Source organism: Acinetobacter pittii ANC 4050, assembly GCF_000399685.1.
GTDB classification, from domain to species: domain Bacteria; phylum Pseudomonadota; class Gammaproteobacteria; order Pseudomonadales; family Moraxellaceae; genus Acinetobacter; species Acinetobacter pittii_E.
In genome coordinates, this window is sequence record NZ_KB976987.1 from 3094384 (window position 1) to 3116474 (window position 22091).

The following is a 22091-nucleotide window of genomic DNA, read 5'->3' on the forward strand; positions in this document are numbered from 1 at the left end:
CAAGCACAACTTGTTGGAAACACTAATGCCTGACTATCGTTCAAAAACATCGACACACGGAAGAAATATGGCTGGTGCACGTGGCTTATGGCGTGCAACAGGAATGAAAGATGAGGATTTCGGCAAACCGATTATTGCGGTGGTCAACTCATTTACTCAATTTGTGCCGGGCCATGTACATCTTAAAGATCTAGGGCAGCTTGTCGCGGCAGAAATTCATGCAGCAGGTGGTGTTGCTAAAGAGTTCAATACGATTGCAGTTGATGACGGGATCGCAATGGGGCATGACGGCATGCTTTATTCACTTCCATCACGTGATTTGATTGCTGATTCAGTTGAATATATGGTGAATGCACACTGTGCAGATGCCATGGTTTGTATTTCAAACTGTGACAAGATCACTCCGGGAATGCTCATGGCTGCGATGCGCTTGAATATTCCTGTTGTTTTTGTGTCTGGCGGACCAATGGAAGCGGGTAAGGTCAAGTTCCGTGGTAATGAAAAAGCGATTGACCTTGTAGATGCAATGGTTGTTGCAGCTGATGAAAGTTATACAGACGAAGAAGTTGAAGAATTTGAACGTTCGGCATGTCCAACCTGTGGTTCATGTTCAGGTATGTTCACTGCAAACTCGATGAACTGTTTAACAGAAGCTTTAGGTTTATCTTTACCAGGTAATGGTTCGATTGTTGCGACCCATGCAAACCGTAAAAAATTATTCTTAAAAGCAGGTCAGCTTATTGTTGAATTAGCTAAGCGCTATTACGAACAAAACGACGCAAGTATTTTACCTCGTTCGATTGCAACAAAGGCTGCATTTAAAAATGCGATGACCCTTGATATTGCAATGGGTGGTTCAACCAATACTGTTCTACATTTATTGGCTGCGGCAAGTGAAGCAGAAGTTGATTTTACAATGGACGATATTGACGAGTTATCACGTCGAGTTCCTGTATTGTCGAAAGTAGCGCCTGCAAAACAAGACGTTCATATGGAAGATGTACACCGTGCCGGCGGTATTATGGCCATCTTGGGTGAGCTTGACCGCGCGAAGTTGCTTGATGTATCGGTGCCGACTGTACATGAGAAAACTTTAAAAGATGCATTAGATAAGTGGGACATTATTCGTACTGAAGATGCAGACGTTTACGAATTCTATCGTTCATCTCCGGGTGGTGTTCCAACTCAAGTTGCGTTCTCTCAAAATCGTTACTATTCAACGTTAGATGGTGATCGTGAAAAAGGCGTGATCCGTAATGCAGAACATGCTTTCTCTAAAGATGGCGGTTTAGCAGTTCTATACGGCAACATTGCGCTTGATGGTTGTATCGTGAAAACTGCGGGTGTTGATGAATCGATCTTGAAATTTACGGGTACAGCGCGTGTATTCGAGAGCCAAGATGCAGCTGTAGATGCAATTTTAGGTCATGACATTAAAGCTGGCGATGTGGTTGTAATTCGTTACGAAGGCCCACGTGGTGGTCCGGGTATGCAAGAAATGCTTTACCCAACCAGCTATCTTAAATCGAAAGGTTTAGGTAAAGACTGTGCATTAGTAACAGATGGTCGTTTCTCTGGTGGTTCATCAGGTCTTTCGATTGGACACGTTTCACCAGAAGCGGCTGAAGGCGGTGCAATTGGTTTGGTTGAAGATGGTGATACTATTGAAATCGATATTCCAAACCGTACCATTCACTTGAATATTGACGATGCGACTTTAGCGCATCGCCGTACAGTTCAAGAAGCGAAAGGCTGGCATCCGAAAGAAGAACGTAAACGTAAAGTATCAAAAGCGTTAAAAGTTTATGCAATGCATACAACAAGTGCAGCGAAAGGAGCTGTACGCGTTCTATAAAATATTCAATTTTAATAATTGATTAGGAATCATGCACCCTTTAACACGATGAATTGCTATCATGTTAAGGGTGCATTTTTCATGTCTGGTAAAAAAAATCAGCTTGTAGAAAAAGGTGTTTTTAGATCATTCTATGGGTTTGCCATAAAATGGTGATAAAATCTTCACCTACGTAGAAACTTGCTAAAAACATGTCTTATTTTCTGCGTAAACTACGGTAGTTATATTTCATCTCGACTACTGTTTTACCTTGCACTATGATCAAAATAATCTTTGATCACGCTTAGGATTTAATTTTTAGAGGCACAACTCATGTCACTGCTACGCCGTTGGTTTGACCCTATTCGATCGAGCTGGTTTTACCAAAAGCCTTCTCGTCAAGCGGTGTTACCCACGGAAAATGGTTTAAGTATTTATTTACGACTTGATGATGTGTATAGCTATTTGGCTGTTCAGCAATTGTCTCAGCTAGATGAAATTTTAAGTGATGAACTTAAGCCTTTAAAAATAATTATTTCGCATACGGCTTCTGAACCTCCAAACAGCATGTCGCATGAAGAGTGGCAAAATTATTGTTTAAATGATGCCAAGATATTAGCCAAACAACATCGTTTCGGTTTCGATGAATTTCCAGAAATCCCAAGCCCAGAATCTTTAAAACAAGCGGCAGTCATATTAAAAAGAACCCCATTACAAGGTCAGAATTTCTTCCATTTACTAGAAGATATTTTCCACATGCTTTGGCAACAACAATATGGAAAGTTACGTACTTTACATGCCATGGCAGTTAAACATCAGCTTCCTCAACATTTCTCGGAACGTATTTTTACGGATGAGCCTGTACCTGCGGCATACTTTGAATTTGGTGGACGTAAATATCATGCAGTAGATGATTTACTACGTTTGACTCGTCGTTTGAAGCAGCAAAAGCTACTGACTGGTAATCCGATTTTTTTAATTAATCATATCGAATGGCGTGAACATTTGATTAACGATGCTGAGGCGCTTACCGAGATTCAGACGCTTCATCCTGAGCTTGATGTCTATATTGCTTTAGAAGACCCAATGAGTTGGTTGTTACTTGCTTATATCAAGGAAGAACTGGCCGATTATTATGATATTCAACTAAAAGTTTACCCTTTAAGTTATCAAGGTCGAGATTGGTTTGACTGGAGTTTGGCGACACGTGTTTCTAAAAGAACAGGTGTAGCCTTTACACCATTTTGTCGTCCTACCGAGGAAAGTACACTGGAAATGGCAAAGCTTTTCTATAGTGTGCAAGAAAATCAGCAAATCGATACGATTTTTACGATCCTTCAAGCAGTTTGGACAAAAGGAAAAGATTTATCTTTCTTAAAGCATTTTCAACAGTTACAGCAACAGTTGGGAATTGAGCAGCTAACCGACCAAGATGTGCAATCTGTTTTGGCGCAAAATGATGCCTTGTGTAAAGATAAACATCAGCCTGATTTACCGGTTTTAGAATTGCGTATTGATGGCCAGACTTATGTATTTAATAGCTTGTATCGTGTGTGGATGATTGAAAGTATTTTTAGCAATGTATTAGAAGAGAAATATAAAACAGCCTCAACTTTTAATTGAGGCTCACTTCTAAAAACAAGAATAGGGCAGAACCTGTTTTTTCCGTAGCATAACCCTGTAGGAAACGGAGATAAACAGTGACATTTCTAGCAATTATTATGGTGGTGTTTGCCTTTGCAGGCATGATTAAAGGCATGATCGGTTTAGGGTTACCCGCAGTATCGATGGGTTTACTCACCATCGCAATGAGCCCTTTTCAGGCAGCATCTCTGCTTATTGTTCCCTCAATGGTCACCAATGTCTGGCAACTTTTTGCTGAAGGACATGTCTGGGCGTTTATTCGCCGTTTCTGGACGTTACTTGTCGGCATTATAGTAGGTTCAATATGGAGCTTTTTACCTACTTTAAGTCAAAGTCATGGGCATAGTAGTGAAATCTTATTAGGCTGTATGTTGGCCCTATATGGTCTCTATGGACTGTGCGTAAAGAAACTTCCACACTTAGGAAAGCATGAACGTTGGCTATCACCAATTATTGGATATATCGGTGGGGCAGTAACTGTAGCAACAGGTGTCATTATTATTCCAATCGTTCCTTATTTGCAGTCTTTACATTTAAAACGTGACGAGCTGGTTCAGGCTTTGGGATTAACCTTTACGGTGTCTACCATTTGTCTTGCAGTGTTTTTACACCATAACCCTATGTCGGGAATAACACTGGACTATCGTTTATCGTTTGCTGCATTGTTGGCAGCGCTCGTTGGAATGTGGGTGGGTAAAAAAATTCGTTACCGCTTAAATGAGCAAAAATTCCGTCGTATATTTTTTATAGGCTTGATGTCATTAGGTCTTTATATGGTTTTGCATTAAGCCAATTTTTCAGGACGATGCTGCAATAAAAAATCTGCAAACTGTTGGTAACTGCTAGGCAGCTGGTTGAAATTTTGGGTCGCCAAAAGCAGTTTACGATTTGCCCAAGCACCTTGCAGTTGAATGGAATGAAAATCATAGTTTGATTGCAAACGCTGTGCAGCACGAGCTGGCATAATCGCAATTCCAACGCCTTTGGCAACGACCTCACCAATCGCCCCAAAGTTAGGTAAGCGCAAACGGTACTGTATGTTAAAGCCTAATAACTTAGCTTGAGTTTCAATGGACTGTTGCAAAGAGTGATGGGACTTAAGACCAATAAAACCATAGCTTAAAGCCTCTACCAAGTTCAGTTCTTGATATTGAGCTAACTCATGCGTAGCAGGACAAATTAGAACTAATGGATCACTCGCAAATTCTTTCGTTTGCAAATGTCTGGTATCAAAAAAACTGGAGACCAGTCCAAGACTTGCTATACCTTGCGTGAGTGCATCTACAATTTCCGAGCTTTCTGCCTCATGTAAATCAATATTCATTTCAGGATGAAGCACTAAATATTGAGGTAATAACGGAGGCAAATATTCGCTTTGTGCAGAAGAGTTACACCAAAGCGTTAATGACTCTGATGTAGGTGGCCTAAAGCGCTGCATTTCTTGTTCGAGTTGATCTTTTTGTGCTAAAAGCTGACGAGCATGTTCTACAAACGCGTGTCCTGCTGTGGTGAGTTCTACGCCGGTAGTTTGGCGAATAAATAAGGGCGTTTCAAAATATTGTTCGAGTTTTTTAATACGTTCGCTGGCGGCTTGAAGTGAAATTGCAGAGCGGTCTGCACCTTTGGTTAGACTACCTGTAGAGACAATATGAAGAACCAGTTGTAAATCAAAAAAATCAAAACGCATGACAGGAAACGTATTGAAGAGTAAAAAGTCATCATACTAAATCGTAATGAAAAAAGGCAGCTTGCGCTGCCTTTTTGAATTTAAGTTTTATCTTTTAAACTAAACAGCCAATTTAAAATAATGGCTGCAAAAGTTGCGGTACCAATACCACCTAAATTGAAATTACCGAACAATAATTCAAAGTTACCAGCACCTAAAATAATCGTGACTGAAGCAACAATTAGATTTTTATTGTTAGAAAAATCAACTTTGTTTTCGATCCAGATTTTGGCCCCAGCAATGGTAATTAAACCAAACACAACAATAGATGCGCCTGTTAAGACAGCACTTGGAATGGTACTAATTACCGCACCAAATTTTGGAGATAAACCTAAGAAAATTGCGAAGACACCTGCAATTACAAAAACAATGGTTGAGTACACACGAGTGACTGCCATAACTCCGATGTTTTCGCCGTAAGTGGTCATGCCCGGAGCACCGACACTACCAGATAGCGTTGTTGCTAAACCATCTGCAACAAATGCTTTGCCTAATTGTGGAGTCAGATTTTCACCAGTCATTGCGCCAACAGCTTTAATATGACCTAGGTTTTCTGCTACTAAAATAAGCGCAACTGGCGCAATAATTAGCATAGCCTTAGTGTCAAAAGTAGGATGTGAAAAGCTTGGAATTCCGAACCATGCAGCTTGTGAGATCTGGCTAAAATCGATTGGTTTACCTAAACCTAGTCCATTGGTGGTGATGGCATAAATGACATAGGCCAAGATCAAACCAACCAACAGAAGTAGACGCTGCAATAAGCCACGCGTAAAGACTGCAATACTGCCCATACAAAGTACAGTAATCAAAGCCATCCACATTTCAAATGGTTGGCCTGCAACGCCTTTAATGGTAACAGGTGCAAGGTTGAGACCAATAATCATCACAATGGCGCCAGTCACTACAGGCGGCATGAGTTTTTCAATCCAGCGCGTACCCGTAAGCATCACAATAAAACCGATGATGGCATAAAAAACACCACATGCTACGATTCCACCTAAAGCTATCGATAGATTTGGATTGGCACCCGAACCTGTAATATGCCCGGTTGCAGCTGCAACCACACCAATAAAGGCAAAACTTGATCCTAAATAACTCGGAACACGACCACCTGTAATTAAAAAGAACAGGATGGTACAGATTCCAGACATTAAAATAGCAAGGTTAGGATTAAACCCCATGAGTAAAGGTGCTAAAACAGTTGCTCCAAACATGGCAAACGCATGTTGAATACCTAAAATAGCACTTTGAACGGGTGGGAGATATTCATTGGTAGAGACCGGCCGATGGTCAACATCACCTTGGTAAGGCTGCCATTTGGGAAACCAGTTGGACATAAAATAAGCTCATTATTTTTTAATTGGTGCAATGATACTCTTTCTTGAGAATGCATTTAATCTCTAGAGAGAGGTATGTATGTGAAAAGCAATTATTTTTTAACGATCGGTATAATTTTATGTTTTCTAAATATAAGGAATTAGTTATTTTTTTATCATAAAAATTAATTTTTTGATTTTAAAAAAAATATTATAAAAAATAGAAAATCGAGGAAAATTTAAGAAAAATAGAGAACTTTGCAAGTAAAAAGCAGCACATCATGATGCACTGCTTTATAAAACAATCGGTAAAATCAGTTTAGCCTGTATTACGTAAACCAGCCGCGATACCTGCAATACTCACCATAAGTGCATGGTCAACAGGGGTATTCTCTGCCTGACGTTCAGCGAGATAATCACGACGACGTTTCATGAGTTCAGCTTGTAAAAGATGTAAAGGGAGTAAGTAGGGTTTACGGACCTGCATAGACTGATCGAGAACTTCATTATTGCTAAGAAGCTTTGATTCATCTTTTAATGCAAGCAAGGTTTCAACAGCATCTTTTAGACGTTGACGTAATTGGTTGCCAAGAACTTTCAAATCTTCATCTTCAGTCAGATGAGACTCGTAATAGAGTGCAATATTGGCATCGGCTTTAGACAATACCATTTCCAGCATATCAATGAGTGTTTGGAAATAAGGCCATTGCTGGAGCATTTCATCAAGGGTTGCTTTTTGCTGATCAGCAATCACTTCATTAATTGCTGCACCAGTACCTAGCCATGCAGGTAACATCAAACGGATTTGTGTCCAAGCAAATACCCATGGAATCGCACGTAAAGACTCGATGCCGCCACTCACTTTTCGTTTTGCAGGACGTGAGCCTAAAGGCAACATTTGTAATTCAAGTTCAGGGGTAACCGTACGTAAATACTTCACGAAGTGTGGGTTTTCACGAACTGTTTGACGGTAGACCTTAACAGAATGATCAGTCATGCGGTTCATGAGTTCACGCCACTCAGTTTTGGGCTCTGGTGGCGGTAATAAGGTCGCTTCAAGTGTTGCTGCGGTATAGATCTCAAGGTTTTGCATAGCAATGCCTTCTAGACCAAATTTAAAGCGGATCATTTCCCCTTGTTCCGTGACACGGATTGCACCAGAAATTGAACCTGGCGGCTGTGAAAATAGTGCCTGTTGTGTTGGAGCACCACCACGACTAATTGAGCCACCACGGCCGTGGAACAGCGTTAACTGTATGCCGTGTGTTTGAGCAATTGCTGTTAGCTCTTCTTGAGCACGATATTGCGCCCAGTTGGCAGACATGAAACCCGCATCTTTTGCAGAGTCGGAGTAACCAATCATGACTTCGTGTTTACCCTGAATGTGCTGTTTGTACCAATGCATATTGAACAGCGTATTCATGGTCGTTGCAGCGCCATCTAAATCTTTTAAAGTTTCAAACAGAGGAACTACACGTAAAGGATGTTGAATGCCAGCTTCTTTTTGCAATAACAATACAGCCAAAACATCACTTGGATATTCAGCCATAGAAATAATATAAGCCCCTAAAGACTCAGGTGGTTGGTCTGCCAAAGTACGCATGGTTGCAAATACTTCTTGAACATCTGGGTGACCAATCAAACTACCTTCAGGTTCATTAATGTATTTCGGTAGAAGTGGGCGTTTGCTTTGTAATTCCTGAATGAGGAAGTTTTGGCGCGCTTGTTCGGTCCATGACTCAAAATTACCTAAACCTAAATATTCGGTAATTGCTGAAATCGCTTGACGATGACGACCTGATTCTTGGCGAATATCAAGTTTAAGTAGTTCAATACCAAAACAGTTCACACGGTAAATAAAGTCGAGTAGTTGACCATTCGCAATTTCAGGCAGATTACTGTCGATTAAAGAGCGATAGCACAACAATAGTGGCTGTAAAAGCTCATCTTTGCTTTTAATGACATTGCTGTCGTCTGCTTCTAAACCTTGTAAACGCTGAGCTAACCAGTGGCGGGTCGCTTTTAAACGTTCTCGTGTTGTACGTAAATACTCACGATAAGGTTCGGCATGGTGACTACCAATGGCCTGAATCATTTCTTCAGAACACGTCTGGATTGAAAGTTCCCAACGTAAGTTTTCGATATCTCTTAGGTAGAGGTCAGCAGCCTGCCAGCGTGATAACCAGAGCACTTCTTGGGTAATTTGATGTGTAACATTTGGATTACCATCACGGTCTCCACCCATCCAAGATGCAAAACGTACTGGTGCAATGTTCAGTGGTAAATTGAGTTGGCAATTTTCTTGAACCAACTCATTTAATTCGCGAATGAATTTAGGTACAGCATTCCAAAGTGTTTGCTCAATTGTGGCAAAACCCCATTTTGCTTCATCGACTGGAGTAGGGCGATGCTGCCTGATTTCATCCGTTTGCCATGCCGAACTAATTTGTTGCTTTAAGTTGGCAAGTGCATTTTGACGTTCGCGTGGCGTGAGTTTTTGCTGATCAAGCTGCGATAGGCAAGCATTAATATCATCATATTTTTGGATCAGGGTACGACGGCTCACTTCTGTTGGATGCGCTGTAAGTACCAGTTCAATCTTAAGATCACAAATTTGCTGGAACAGTTTTTCTGTTGAAATACTTTTATCTTTAAATTTTTGAAATAAGTGAACAAGGGGGTTCGGAGAGTTTGCATCCGGATCAAATTCTGCCTGTCTGCGGCTACGCACTACATGATATTGCTCAGCAATATTGGCAAAATTTAGGAAATGAGAAAACGCGCGGGTAAGAGGAAGTAACTCTTCATCGGGCAGTTCTAAAAATAATTGTTCTAGTTGCTTTTCGGCTTCAGCTTGACCATCACGTGCACCTTTGGCAAGAGCACGGATTTGCTCGATCTGATTAAACAGTTCTTGTCCTGCATGTTGTTTTAGGGTTTCACCTAACAAGTTGCCAAGTAAGCGGACATCCTCACGCAGTGGCGCATCGATTTGCTGAACCATGCTATTTTTCTCCTGTTCTTATTCTTATCGAATATAGCGCGATTAGCGAACATTCCAAGCTTTGAGCGTAAGAAAATGTGAATTTTTGCTTAAAAAATAACATTTAATTCGCATGTTGAGGCTGAAAAGATGACATGCACTTAGCACAACTTTTGACAATCGGACTTTGGTTTAATTCTGGTATTTGAGCAAGAATAAATGAATTGCATCTTGAATAATTTGTTCAAGCTCGTGCGCATTGGGTACAGCAATGATCCCCAGTAAAACCTTCTGGTGACGTACACCAAGCAATAAAGACAAAAGAAGCTCGGTTTGATAGGTTGGGTGATCGGTTTGAATAAAACCTAATTGAGCCGCTTTTTGCAAAAACTCAGTTAACTGATTTTGCAGTCGCGTATGTGATGCATCAAAAAACTGTAGGGCGAGTGGACTTTGTTCTGCTGCAAGTTCAAATAAAACATGTTCAAGTTTAAGTGCCTCAGGTGAGTAAATAATTTGCAAGGCGCGTGAACAAACAATAAAAAGGGCTTGATAAAAATCTGCCGATGCATCTAATTCAAATTGTTTAGTACACAGTGTCTCTTCACAGGTTTCTGTAATCGCACAGATAAACAAGTTGGCTTTGTCTTGAAAGTGGTTATAGACCGTCAGCTTAGTTACACCTGCTTCCTGTGCAATCTGGTTCATGCTGGTACCGTGATAGCCAGATTTCAAAAAAATAGCTTTAGCGGCTTGTAAAATACGAGCACGTTTTTCTAGATCTTTCGGGCGACCACTTTGATTAACTGTTTGCACAAAATCCTCTAAATAATAATTTTAAAAAATAAACACTTATATGTTTTTCTTTAATTAATGTACCCATGGGTATATTAATTGAAAAATAAACGAACTATGATGCAAGCATATTGTGCCTTAAAAAATCAGTTTGAATAAGAGCGATAAGATATGAATGTGTTAAAACCTCTCATCATGAGTATGGTGATTGTTTGTATGGTCACATTAATGGGGTGTAGTAAAGAGACTCCAAAAACAGAAGAAATACCTTATGTGATGGTGGCACAGCCCTTAACCACACTTAATGAACAAAAAAGCTATGCAGGGGATGTTCAAGCGAGACAACAAACGGCTTTAGCATTTCGGGTAGGTGGACAAGTTACGGCTCGTTACGTGGATGTAGGCGCCCGGGTTAAAGTAGGACAAGTATTAGCAAAGCTTGATGTGGCAGATGCTCAGCTACAATTAAATGCTGCTAAAGCTCAGCTAGACAATGCACAGGCTTCAGCAAAAACGGCAGCAGATGAACTTAAACGCTTTCAGCAATTACTCCCGATTAACGCTGTAAGCCGTTCGCAATATGACACTGTAAAAAATCAATATGACGCAGCACAAGCAGCCTTACAGCAAGCTCGTTCTAACTATGAAGTTTCTGCCAACCAAACAGGTTATAACCAACTTGTTTCTAACAAAAATGGTGTTATTACTGCGCGAAACATAGAAATTGGACAAGTGGTGGCAGCAGGACAAGCTGCTTATCAACTTGCTATTGATGGTGAACGTGAAGTTGTCATTGGTGTACCAGAACAAGCGGTTAGCGAGATTAAAGTTGGCCAATCTGCTTGGATTACCTTGTGGTCTAAACCGAATGAAAAATTTGCCGGATATGTTCGCGAAGTTTCTCCTGCAGCGGACCAGTCCCGTACTTTTACAGTTAAGGTAGCACTCAAAGAAGGCCAGTCTGCTATTCAGCTTGGACAAAGTGCACGCGTATTTTTTAGTTCGACTCAAACCAACGTGATGAGCGTACCACTTTCGAGTGTTTCAGCAACAGATAACCAGCCTTATGTGTGGGTGGTTAATGCAAATCAAACTTTACGTAAAGTACCTATAACGATTGGTGCATATGGCAAAGATAGCGTACCTATTTTAACTGGTTTAGCTCCAAATGATTGGGTTGTGATTGGCGGCGTACATCTGCTACGTGATAAACAGAAGATTCACCCGATTGACCGTGAAAACCGTGCGGTGAAAATTCAGGGAGTGAAACAGCCATGAAATTCAATCTCTCGGAGTGGGCATTAAAAAATAAAGGTCTGGTCCTTTATTTTATGCTCTTGCTTGGCATTATCGGCGCGATCTCTTATTCAAAACTCTCACAAAGTGAAGACCCGCCATTTACCTTTAAAGTCATGGTTGTACAAACCTACTGGCCGGGGGCAACTGCGAAAGAAGTTTCAACGCTGGTGACTGACCGTATCGAAAAGGAACTCATGACAACAGGGCAGTATGACAAGATTATGGCTTACTCCCGTCCGGGTGAGTCAATGGTCACATTCGTTGCCAAGGATTCACTGACTTCTGACAAGATTCCTGATGTTTGGTACAACGTTCGTAAGAAGGTGAATGACATTCGCCATGAACTACCAAATGGTGTACAAGGTCCATTTTTCAATGACGAATTTGGAGACACTTTCGGTAATATTTATGTTCTAACAGGCAAAGACTTTGACTATGCGCTTTTAAAAGAATACGCAGATCGTTTGCAATTACAGCTTCAAAGAGTCAAGGATGTGAGTAAGGTCGAATTGATTGGCCTACAAGATCAAAAAATCTGGATTGAGATTTCTAACACTAAAGCGGTACAGCTTGGAATTCCGGTTACAGCAATTCAAGAAGCCTTACAAAAGCAAAATAGTATGGCAAGTGCTGGCTTTTTTGAAACGGGTACAGACCGTATTCAAATTAGGGTAAGTGGGCATTTACAAGATATTGAGGAAATTAAAAAAACACCTTTGTTGGTTGGTGATAAAACCATTCAACTGGGTGACGTTGCGGATGTCTATCGTGGTTTTAGCCAACCTGCTCAACCACGTATGCGTTTTATGGGTGAAAATGGTATTGGTATTGCCCTATCCATGCGTAAGGGCGGTGACATTATTGCCTTAGGTAAAAGTCTGGAAACAGAGTTTGCCCAACTGCAAAAGACCCTACCTCTAGGTATGAAACTGCAAAAAGTTTCCGACCAACCTGTAGCAGTACAACGTAGTATTCATGAGTTTGTGAAGGTACTCGCTGAGGCAGTCATTATTGTCTTGTTAGTGAGTTTTTTCTCTTTAGGATTCCGTACGGGACTGGTTGTCGCTTTTTCTATTCCTTTAGTTTTAGCAATGACCTTTGCGGGTATGAATCTATTCGATGTCGGACTGCATAAGATTTCACTCGGTGCCTTGATTCTAGCGCTAGGTTTATTAGTCGATGATGCCATTATTGCTGTCGAGATGATGGCAATTAAGATGGAGCAGGGCTATAGCCGAATTAAAGCCGCCGGATTTGCATGGAAAACCACAGCATTTCCAATGCTCACCGGAACACTCATTACTGCGGCGGGTTTTTTACCTATTGCGACAGCTCAATCTGGTACAGGTGAATACACTCGCTCTATTTTTCAGGTGGTAACAATTGCCTTATTGGTCTCTTGGGTGGCAGCGGTTTTATTTGTGCCTTATTTAGGTGAAAAGCTATTACCCGATTTTACCAAAACAGGCCATCAGGCACCTTGGTATGTTCGCCTATGGGCAAGATTAACTAAAAAGCCGCAACCGCAAACTGTGGCCATTTCTCAGGACCATCACTACGATCCTTATCAATCTAGCTTCTATCTACGTTTTAGAAAGATGGTCGAGTTTTGTGTAACCTACCGTAAAACTGTAATTGCGACTACGGTGGGTATTTTTGTGCTATCTGTACTGATGTTTAAACTGGTTCCGCAACAGTTTTTCCCACCTTCGAACCGTGCCGAAATTCTGGTCGATTTAAAACTTGAAGAAGGTGCTTCTTTAACAGCAACAGAACAAGCTGTAAAAAAAGTTGAAAACTTCCTGTCTAAACAAAAAGGGATTGATAACTATGTGGCGTATGTCGGTACAGGTTCACCACGTTTTTATTTACCGTTAGACCAGCAATTACCGCAAGCCAGCTTTGCACAGTTTGTTGTGCTCGCATCATCGCTTGATGATCGTGATGAAATTCGACGTTCGTTGGACACACAAATTAAGCAATTACTTCCGCAAGTTCGTACTCGCGTGTCATTACTAGAAAATGGCCCGCCTGTTGGTTATCCATTGCAATATCGTGTGTCAGGAGAAGATTTAAATCTGGTGCGTAAAGAGGCGCAGCAGGTCGCTAAGGTGATGAGTGAAAACCCGAATACCACTAATGTACACTTAGATTGGGGTGAGCCAAGTAAGATCATTTCCATTCAGATTGACCAAGACCGTGCTCGACAAATGGGCGTATCGAGTCTGGATTTAGCGAACTTCATTAATGCATCAATTACGGGTAGTGCGATTGAGCAATATCGTGAAAAGCGTGAACTCATTGAAATCCGTTTACGTGGAGATCAGGCAGAGCGCGTTGAAGTGGCTTCATTGGCAAGCTTAGCTGTACCTACAAACAATGGAACGACAGTACCTTTAGCCCAAATTGCAAAAATTGAGTATAAGTTTGAAGATGGTTTGATCTGGCATCGTAACCGTTTACCGACGATTACAGTTCGCGCAGATATTCGTACCAATTTACAGCCTGCTACCGTTGTGGGTGAGTTAGCTGAATCAATGGATAAGTTACGCGCTGAATTGCCAAGTGGCTATCTGATTGAAGTGGGTGGAACTGTAGAAGAATCTGCACGTGGGCAAAATTCCGTTAATGCGGGTATGCCGCTCTTCTTGGCTGTGGTCATGACATTACTTATGATTCAGCTCAAAAGCTTATCTCGCGCGACCATCGTGTTGTTAACAGCTCCATTAGGTTTAATTGGTGTAGTTTTATTTTTACTGTTATTTAACAAACCATTTGGCTTTGTGGCGATGTTGGGCACAATTGCACTCTCTGGCATGATCATGCGTAACTCGCTTATTTTGATTGATCAAATTGAACAAGATAGGCAAGCAGGTCATCCAACTTGGGAAGCGATTATTGAAGCGACAGTGCGTCGATTCCGTCCAATTATTTTGACTGCTTTAGCTGCGGTTCTGGCCATGATTCCACTTTCACGAAGTATTTTCTTTGGTCCGATGGCAGTTGCGATCATGGGCGGCTTGATTGTTGCCACCTTACTGACATTATTTTTCCTACCTGCACTGTATGCAGCGTGGTTTAAGGTGAAAAAACCGCATAAAATACATAAATTTTTTGTGAATAAAGGTGCGAAATATTGAAAACTCCAATATAGTAGCACCTGTCTTTACACAAAAAATACAGGAATATTTCACTGCATAAAAAATAGGCAAAATGCAGTGAATTGAGGTGAAATACAGATGGGGCAAGACCATATCGAACAGCATCGCCGTTATATAGTAATTTCTTATGCGTTCATGTTTCTTGCATTGTTTACGGTTATTTTTGCGGCCTTTGCTTATTTGGTCGCTCGTAAAGTAGCAGTGGTAGATAATGCTGAAGTTTGGATTCATGCGCATGCACTATGGATTATGCGCAACGGGATTCTATTTCTTTGTATGGCAATTTTTGCTGTGGTCTGGTTTATTCCGCTCTTCTTCTTTGCATGGGACAGTAATCTTTGGGTCACAGCCTCTACAGTTGCTGGTGTAGTTTTTAGCGCTATCGCGTGGTTATTTCTATTAAATGCATGGTTAAAAGGCTTGTCTAAATATTTAAAAAATAAGGCAGTTTTTTAATATATCTATTTTTTGAACATTTTCCCCTTGTAAATTCGGCTAAAGTCCCCCATTTAGTCGGCAATAGAGTATTGATAAAATTCCGTGAGGAGCACCGCCAAAAATGGCTAAACGTGATTATTATGAGGTTTTAGGCGTTTCAAAAACCGCAAGTGATGATGAGATCAAAAAAGCCTACCGTAAATTGGCGATGAAATATCATCCTGATAGAAACCCTGACAATGCCGAAGCTGAAGAGAAATTTAAAGAAGCTGCTGAAGCTTATGAAGTTTTATCGGACAGTGAAAAGCGTAGCATGTACGATCGCATGGGTCATAATGCGTTCGAAGGCGGCTTTGGCGGCGGCGGTGGTGGCTTCGGTGGATTTAGTGCCGAAGACATTTTCAGTCAGTTCGGTGATATCTTCGGTGGTGCATTCGGTGGTGGCGGACGTCAACAACGTCAACGTCGCGGATCAGATTTACGCTATGTAATGGAACTTACCCTTGAAGAAGCTGTAAAAGGGGTGAAAAAAACCATTACCTTTACTGCTCCTGCACCATGTGATGTGTGTGATGGTAAAGGCTCTAAAAATCCAAAAGATGTTGAAACCTGTAAAACTTGTCATGGTTCAGGACAAGTACGTATGCAACAAGGTTTCTTCTCTGTACAACAAACATGTGGTACTTGTCGTGGTCAAGGTAAAATTATTAAAAACCCTTGTCAGGCATGTCATGGTTCAGGTGTGGCTGACCGTCAACAAACGTTGGAAGTTACCATTCCAGCGGGTGTAGATAATGGTGACCGCGTTCGTTTGAGTGGTAAAGGCGAAGCAATTCGTGATGGCCAATCAGGTGACTTGTACGTTGAAGTTGTAGTTCGTGAACACGAAATTTTCCAACGTGACGGTGCAGATCTTTATATGGACGTACCAGTAAGCATTGCTGATGCTGCACTTGGTAAAGAAATTGAAATTCCAACTTTGGAAGGTCGCGTTAGCTTGAAGATTCCTGAGGGAACTCAAACAGGTAAATTATTCCGCTTACGTGGCAAAGGCGTTCGTCCAGTACGTAGCAGCATGGTGGGTGATTTACTCTGCCGTATTGTGGTCGAGACTCCAGTCAACCTAAATTCTCGTCAACGTGAATTACTTAAAGAGTTACAAGCTTCTTTTGATGGCGAAGACAGTGCTTCTTCACCGAAGAAAAAATCATTCTTTGATCGTTTGTTCGATTAATGCTTGATTAGACAAGAAATTAAAAAGAAGGCGGATATTGATAAAATATCCGCCTTTTTATTGCGCTGATCTATCTTATTATTTTTATTCTGCTTAAAAGAAAATGACTACTGCTTACTCTGTAGGGTGAGCTACATCAATATCATTAACACTTACAGTCGGTTCGCTAGAAGCAAGAATAGGAGTATTTTCGATCACTGGTGCGGCTACTGCTTCTGCCTGTACAGCTACTTTCGGTGCTTCTGCTGTTGTTTCGCCAATAATCGGGTCAATATCTTCAACTTTAACGTCAGCATTGTCATCGGTTGTCACGCTTGTTTGAGCTATAGGTGTTGCTGTTTGAGTATTTACGTTTGTTGTAATACGTGTTTTAGATAAGCTTTCTAATGTGTCTCCTGGCTGGATTGCTGGCTCTGCAAATGCCATTGAACTCATTATCCCCATCATCGCTGTAAATCCAATAATTTTCGAATGCATTTTGAACTCCTTTATCGTCATCTTTTTCTCATTCGTGGCTCCGTAGTGTGCCGATCAATTCTTTAACTTTTGTGAAAACAGATTAAATTTCAGTTCATCTCAAAAAATAATTTTTACTTTTTATCGGGAGCAAAGAGTTTTGATATAGTAGACAAATTACGTAAAACAGAAGATTGAGAAGGATTATGTCAGCAGCTCCACGCATTGGTATTTTAGGTGCAGGCGGTCGTATGGGCCGTACGCTTATTCAAGCAGTTCAACAAGCAGGTTATCAATTAGGAGCAGCCGTTGTACGTCCAGAAAGTAGTTTGGTGGGCACTGATGCAGGTGAGCTTGCTGGTATTGGTTCAGTGGGTGTAAAGGTTTCAGGAAACTTGGCAGATGTTTTGAAAGACTGCGATGTAATCATTGATTTTACCGCACCAGTTGCAACTGCTCAGCACTTAAAGCTTTGCCGTGAAGCTGGGGTTGCCATGGTTATTGGTACAACAGGTATGTCAGATGAGCAAAAAGCTGAGTTAGACGAAGTTGCTACTCATACACCTGTGGTTTACGCTGCGAACTATTCGGTGGGTGTAAATGTATCAATCAAGTTACTTGAGCTTGCAGCAAAAGTATTTGGAGATACAGTAGATATTGAAGTCATTGAAGCTCATCACCGTCATAAAGTAGATGCACCATCAGGTACAGCGTTAATGATGGGTGAAGCGATTGCAGATACTTTAGGCCGTAACCTAAAAGAAGTTGCTGTATATGGCCGTGAAGGGCATACGGGCCCACGCGATCGTCAAACGATTGGTTTTGAAACTATTCGTGGTGGTGATATTGTTGGCGAACACACGGTTATGTTCATTGGTGAAGGTGAGCGCGTTGAAGTGACTCATAAAGCAACGAACCGCATGAACTTTGCTGCTGGTGCAGTGCGAGCTGCGGCTTGGGTTGTGGGCCGTGAAGCGCGTAAATATGACATGAAAGATGTTTTAGGATTGAACGACGTACAGGTTTAAAACCCTGTACGCATTCCATGTGTAGCGAGAAAAACAAGATAGAGCAGAACATGAATAAAAAACAAATTGCCTTGACCACTCTTCTTTGCTTGAGCAGCCTCTGGACGGGGGCTGCTTCTACAGAAAAAGCTAAACTCAGCTTAGACCGCAATAATATTAAAGTCTGGACGTATCAAAAGACAGATAATCCAGTCTTTCAATATAAAGCAGAAACGACTTTTGATGTACCACTTGAACGCGCTGTCGCTGTGATTTTAGATGTAAATCGTGCCGATCAGTGGGTGCCTTATATGGGCAAAGTTGAGATGTTGTCTCAAGATGAGAAAAAAGGTGAATTCACACTCTACATGGTGTTAGATTTTCCATTTCCTTTAAAAGATCGTGATGTTGTTGTAAAAGGAAAAATGAGCAAAGCCACAAATGGCGTTGTAACAATTAAAAATACAGCAATTAGTGGAAACTATCCGATACAGCCCGATGTTGTACGCTTAACTCGTTATGAAGGGGATTGGACGTTCCAGAAACTTGCAAATAATAAGGTGAAAGTAACCACAAGTGGTTATGCAGATCCTGCTGGTTCAATTCCATTGAGCTTTGTGAATATGTTTGTTCAACAACAGCCTTACCAGATGCTGCTTAAAATGAAGCGGGAAGTGATGAGCCCGATTTATGAACAACCAAAATTACCAGATATTTTAAAATAAATAACTTAAAAAAAGCGCCTGATTCAGGCGCTTTTTTTATTAATCTGAACACTGTTGTAATGTTTGGACAGGGCTACTTTCGCGTTTGATTTGGAATAAAACCAATAACAAACCTAACCCAGCCAACAATGCACCAGCAAATGATACTGCGCTATAGCCCCAACCTAAATCGAGTACTAACGCGCCTGCTGCGGCACCGACTGCATTACCTAAGTTAAATGCACCGATATTTACTGAAGAGGCAAGCCCTGGAGCTTCATGAGCGACTGACATGACACGCATTTGCAAAGGTGGTACTAAAGCAAAGGTTGCTGCACCCCAGATGACTAATGCAATGGCTGCTCCAATCTGGCTTTGTGCAAGGATGGGGAAAGTCACCATCATGATAATCAACAGAACCAAGAAGCCAATCAAAGTTTTGTTGATAGATAAGTCTGCAAAGCGTCCGCCTAAATGGTTACCAATCGAGAAACCGACACCAATCAACACCAACATAAAAGTAATAAAGGTCGGTGAAGCATGGGTAAACTCAGTCAAGCTTGGCGCAATATAGGTATAAAGCGTAAACATTGCACCTGCACCGAGTACGGTAGTGAGTAGCGCAAGTACCACAGGAGTACGCGTTAACACTTTCAACTCAGCTTTCACATTTGGCTTTTGGGCAACCATGCCTGATGGCAAGGCTTTCCATAAAGCGAGCATCGTAATCACACCAAGCAAGGAAATCGCAAGGAAAGACATACGCCAGCCAATGTTTTGCCCAACCCATGTTGCCAAAGGTACACCCCCAATATTGGCAATGGTTAAGCCCATAAACATGGTGGCTACAGCGCTAGCTTGTTTATGTGCGGGCACAATGCTTGCTGCCACAACAGAGCCAATTCCGAAGAAAGCACCATGGTTCAGGCTTGTGATAAGACGCGCACCTAATAAGCTCATATAGCTTGGTGAAAATGCTGCGATCAGGTTACCTATCGTAAAGATCGCCATGAGGAAAATAAGCGCATTACGTCGTGCAAAACCACCAAACCAGAGGGTCATGAAAGGTGCACCGAGCATGACGCCAAGTGCATAACCTGTAATTAACATTCCGGCCGTTGGAATTGAAATCCCTAAATCATGAGCGATATTTGGCAACAATCCCATTGGTGAGAATTCAGTAGTGCCAATGGCAAAGGCACCAATTGCCAATGCCAATAACGAGAACGCCGTATTTGATTGAGTGTTCATGAGTTTAGTCCCAAACTGGTGCCCATGGTTCTGGGCTAACTTCACGACTGTTACGATCAAGTCCGGCAATCATTTGCATTTCAGCTGAAGTTAACTCGATATCCTGTGCTTTTAAATTACTGATCAGGTTTTCACGTTTAGTCGAAGATGGAATAACTGCAAAACCACGTTGCAATGCCCATGCCAGTGCAATTTGCGCTGTCGTTGCTTGATGAGCTACTGCAATTTCAGCTAAAACAGGGTCTTGAAGCACTTTACCGTACGCAAGCGTCATATATGAAGTGACATCAATATTCTTCTCTTGTAAGAAATTCACAAGTTTATGGTTTTGAAGATAAGGACTTAACTCAATCTGGTTGGTTGCAATATGCTCTGCACCAATTGTGTCAATCGCTTGTTGGGTAAGCTCAATATTGAAATTTGAAATACCAATTTGTTTAGTAAGACCTTGTTGTTTCGCTTCAAGTAACAGTTGCATGATTTCAGGAATTGAAACGCCTAAATCTGGGGCTGGCCAGTGAATTAAAGTGAGGTCGACATGGTCAGTACGAAGCTTTTGTAAGCTTTCTTTTAAGCTCGGAATAAACTTATCTTGAGCAAAATTATCTACCCAGATTTTTGTGGTTAAAAATAAGTCCTGACGTGACACGCCACTTTCAGTAATAGCTTGACCAATCGCCGCTTCATTGTCATAAATTTGAGCCGTATCAATTGCACGGTAACCTACATCTAGTGCATTTTTAACAGAATCAATCACCGCTTGTTCTTTAAGACGGAAAGTTCCTAGACCAAAACGAGGGATATTCATGTGTTCACCTGAATTTAAATAATTGTTTAACTTGAGGTGCATTTTGCTTTTTTTATTGTTGCGAAAAAATAGATGAATAAGCAAAATATCTTTGATCATTAGTCAATAATGGAATAAGACATGAAATCAACAATTGAAGAATTGGTTGCCTTTATCACAATTGTTGATACAGGTTCATTTGTAGCGGCAGCAGAACATCTAAAACAAACACCTTCAGGGGTTAGCCGATCTTTAACACGCTTAGAGGCGAAGTTAGATGTGACTTTATTAGAGCGGACTACGCGTAAACTGAAACTCACCCAAGAAGGGCAACAGTTTCTGGTAAAGGCTCGTAAAATTTTAAATGAATTAAATGCGGCCGAAGAAGAATTACAAAAGTCTGATCAAGGTACTGCCGGTCTTATTCGTGTTGATTCTGCCACACCATTCGTTTTACATGTCATTGCACCATTAATGCATAAGTTCCGCGAGTGTTATCCTGATATTGAAATTGAACTCAATAGTAATGATCAGGTGATTGATCTCTTGCAGCATAAAACCGATGTCGCATTTCGATTTGGGGAACTTAATGATTCAAGTCTTCATGCCAAATTAGTATGTAAAAGTCGTTTATATATTGTGGCAAGTCCTGACTATTTAGCGATTAAGGGAACACCGACACAACCTGAACAACTCGAACAACATGATTTAATTGGTTTTACTAGACCTTCATATATCAATAGTTGGCCGATTAAAGTCGGCGATGAATATTTTTTTGCACAATCAAAAATTAAAGCATCGAGTGGAGAGACAGTACGCCAACTTACGATTAGAGGACATGGTATTGCACGTCTATCGGAATTTGAAATTTGGAAAGATATTGAAGAAGGGCGATTAATTGCTTTATTTGAAGACCAAATTGAACATCAATATCAAAGCATCCATGCTGTGTATTATCAACAAGAGCATCTACCAAAACGAATCCGTTTATTCATTGAATTTTTGGCAGAACGGTTAAAAGATGGCTTTAAAAACGCTCTCTAAAAGAACCATAGACATCACTTGGAAAATGAACTTCTAAAAGAAGAGTAACTTGTCCTTGTGATGTTTGTTGCGACAGAAAATAACTTTTTTGCTGTTCTCGGCAGCTAAAGTACAATTTTGAATAAACCGAGTTCATCATCACAACTTCATTTGAGTTATTACGTTTATATTGATAATGAGAAATCGTACTGGTCTTGTCATCAGTGCTTTGCTCCATTTTATAGTCTTGTTGGTTGGTCATTTTTAAATAACCTTCAATGAGACTTTGGCAAATAGTATGTCGGTACTGCTCATCTTTTGGATGCGGTTGGCAGCCTGCTAAAAAAATAGAAAATAAAAATATAGCTTTTAATTTCATGATCTTGCTACTTTGTAAGTTGATTTCCATAGCCTAAAGGTGTTCTATAAACCA

At 41.0% G+C, this 22091-nt stretch carries 18 protein-coding genes; 10 read left to right on the forward strand and 8 right to left on the reverse strand.

All coding sequences use genetic code 11. The features are described from left to right. Positions 1–25: 25 nt before the first annotated feature. The 3 genes from ilvD to F931_RS18285 all read left to right on the forward strand — a co-directional run bounded on the left by ilvD (position 26) and on the right by F931_RS18285 (position 4266). Positions 26–1855, forward strand: a complete 1830-nt coding sequence (gene ilvD / locus F931_RS18275) for a dihydroxy-acid dehydratase (protein WP_025470411.1) — start codon at positions 26–28, stop codon at positions 1853–1855. A gap of 312 nt (positions 1856–2167) precedes the next feature. Beyond that, positions 2168–3457 carry a hypothetical protein gene (locus tag F931_RS18280; protein ID WP_005066551.1) on the forward strand — a complete coding sequence of 430 codons (1290 nt, stop codon included), beginning with the start codon at positions 2168–2170 and terminating at the stop codon, positions 3455–3457. A 77-nt stretch (positions 3458–3534) separates the two neighbouring features. Next, positions 3535–4266 carry a sulfite exporter TauE/SafE family protein gene (locus F931_RS18285; RefSeq protein ID WP_016142652.1) on the forward strand — a complete coding sequence of 244 codons (732 nt, stop codon included), beginning with the start codon at positions 3535–3537 and terminating at the stop codon, positions 4264–4266. On the opposite strand, the gene F931_RS18290 is transcribed toward F931_RS18285, so the two are convergent. The 4 genes from F931_RS18290 to F931_RS18305 all read right to left on the reverse strand — a co-directional run bounded on the left by F931_RS18290 (position 4263) and on the right by F931_RS18305 (position 10319). Continuing rightward, complete coding sequence (locus F931_RS18290; protein ID WP_016142653.1) at positions 4263–5165, reverse strand: LysR family transcriptional regulator; 903 nt, start codon at positions 5163–5165, stop codon at positions 4263–4265. The genes F931_RS18285 and F931_RS18290 overlap by 4 nt on opposite strands. An 80-nt stretch (positions 5166–5245) precedes the next feature. After that, on the reverse strand, positions 5246–6541 hold the full coding sequence (gene ycdG, locus F931_RS18295) for a solute carrier family 23 protein (RefSeq protein ID WP_016142654.1): 1296 nt from the start codon (positions 6539–6541) through the stop codon (positions 5246–5248). Positions 6542–6839: 298 nt separating this feature from the next. Beyond that, positions 6840–9524 carry a phosphoenolpyruvate carboxylase gene (gene ppc / locus F931_RS18300; protein WP_016142655.1) on the reverse strand — a complete coding sequence of 895 codons (2685 nt, stop codon included), beginning with the start codon at positions 9522–9524 and terminating at the stop codon, positions 6840–6842. 171 nt (positions 9525–9695) lie between these two features. Then, positions 9696–10319 (reverse strand): TetR/AcrR family transcriptional regulator, encoded by a 624-nt coding sequence (locus F931_RS18305; protein ID WP_016142656.1) that lies wholly within the window; start codon positions 10317–10319, stop codon positions 9696–9698. Positions 10320–10469: 150 nt separating this feature from the next. Between F931_RS18305 and F931_RS18310 the strand changes: the two genes are divergently transcribed. The 4 genes from F931_RS18310 to dnaJ all read left to right on the forward strand — a co-directional run bounded on the left by F931_RS18310 (position 10470) and on the right by dnaJ (position 16430). After that, positions 10470–11576: an efflux RND transporter periplasmic adaptor subunit gene (locus tag F931_RS18310; RefSeq protein WP_016142657.1), complete on the forward strand. Its 1107-nt coding sequence runs from the start codon at positions 10470–10472 to the stop codon at positions 11574–11576. Beyond that, on the forward strand, positions 11573–14737 hold the full coding sequence (locus F931_RS18315) for an efflux RND transporter permease subunit (RefSeq protein ID WP_016142658.1): 3165 nt from the start codon (positions 11573–11575) through the stop codon (positions 14735–14737). Before F931_RS18310 ends, F931_RS18315 begins: the two co-directional genes overlap by 4 nt. Before the next feature lie 99 nt (positions 14738–14836). Next, positions 14837–15214: a hypothetical protein gene (locus tag F931_RS18320; protein WP_004790237.1), complete on the forward strand. Its 378-nt coding sequence runs from the start codon at positions 14837–14839 to the stop codon at positions 15212–15214. A gap of 103 nt (positions 15215–15317) precedes the next feature. Continuing rightward, the gene (gene dnaJ / locus F931_RS18325) at positions 15318–16430 is read left to right on the forward strand and encodes a molecular chaperone DnaJ (protein ID WP_002119101.1); all 1113 of its coding nucleotides are present in this window, start codon (positions 15318–15320) and stop codon (positions 16428–16430) included. A 114-nt stretch (positions 16431–16544) separates the two neighbouring features. On the opposite strand, the gene F931_RS18330 is transcribed toward dnaJ, so the two are convergent. After that, positions 16545–16907 (reverse strand): hypothetical protein, encoded by a 363-nt coding sequence (locus F931_RS18330; RefSeq protein WP_016142659.1) that lies wholly within the window; start codon positions 16905–16907, stop codon positions 16545–16547. 185 nt (positions 16908–17092) lie between these two features. On the opposite strand from F931_RS18330, the gene dapB reads away from it, so the two are divergent. Together dapB and F931_RS18340 are read left to right on the forward strand one after the other, a co-directional pair. Beyond that, the gene (dapB, locus tag F931_RS18335; protein WP_016142660.1) at positions 17093–17914 is read left to right on the forward strand and encodes a 4-hydroxy-tetrahydrodipicolinate reductase; all 822 of its coding nucleotides are present in this window, start codon (positions 17093–17095) and stop codon (positions 17912–17914) included. 50 nt (positions 17915–17964) lie between these two features. Then, complete coding sequence (locus F931_RS18340) at positions 17965–18618, forward strand: START domain-containing protein (protein ID WP_016142661.1); 654 nt, start codon at positions 17965–17967, stop codon at positions 18616–18618. 39 nt (positions 18619–18657) lie between these two features. Here the strand turns inward: F931_RS18340 and F931_RS18345 are convergent, their stop codons facing one another. Further along, positions 18658–19848 (reverse strand): MFS transporter, encoded by a 1191-nt coding sequence (locus tag F931_RS18345; RefSeq protein WP_016142662.1) that lies wholly within the window; start codon positions 19846–19848, stop codon positions 18658–18660. A 4-nt stretch (positions 19849–19852) separates the two neighbouring features. Continuing rightward, a complete protein-coding gene (gene dkgB / locus F931_RS18350) occupies positions 19853–20656 on the reverse strand; it encodes a 2,5-didehydrogluconate reductase DkgB (RefSeq protein WP_016142663.1) in 804 nt (267 codons plus the stop codon). A gap of 120 nt (positions 20657–20776) precedes the next feature. Between dkgB and F931_RS18355 the strand changes: the two genes are divergently transcribed. Then, a complete protein-coding gene (locus F931_RS18355) occupies positions 20777–21679 on the forward strand; it encodes a LysR family transcriptional regulator (protein ID WP_016142664.1) in 903 nt (300 codons plus the stop codon). On the opposite strand, the gene F931_RS18360 is transcribed toward F931_RS18355, so the two are convergent. Beyond that, positions 21663–22037: a lytic transglycosylase domain-containing protein gene (locus tag F931_RS18360; RefSeq protein WP_025470412.1), complete on the reverse strand. Its 375-nt coding sequence runs from the start codon at positions 22035–22037 to the stop codon at positions 21663–21665. The genes F931_RS18355 and F931_RS18360 overlap by 17 nt on opposite strands. Positions 22038–22091: the final 54 nt, after the last annotated feature.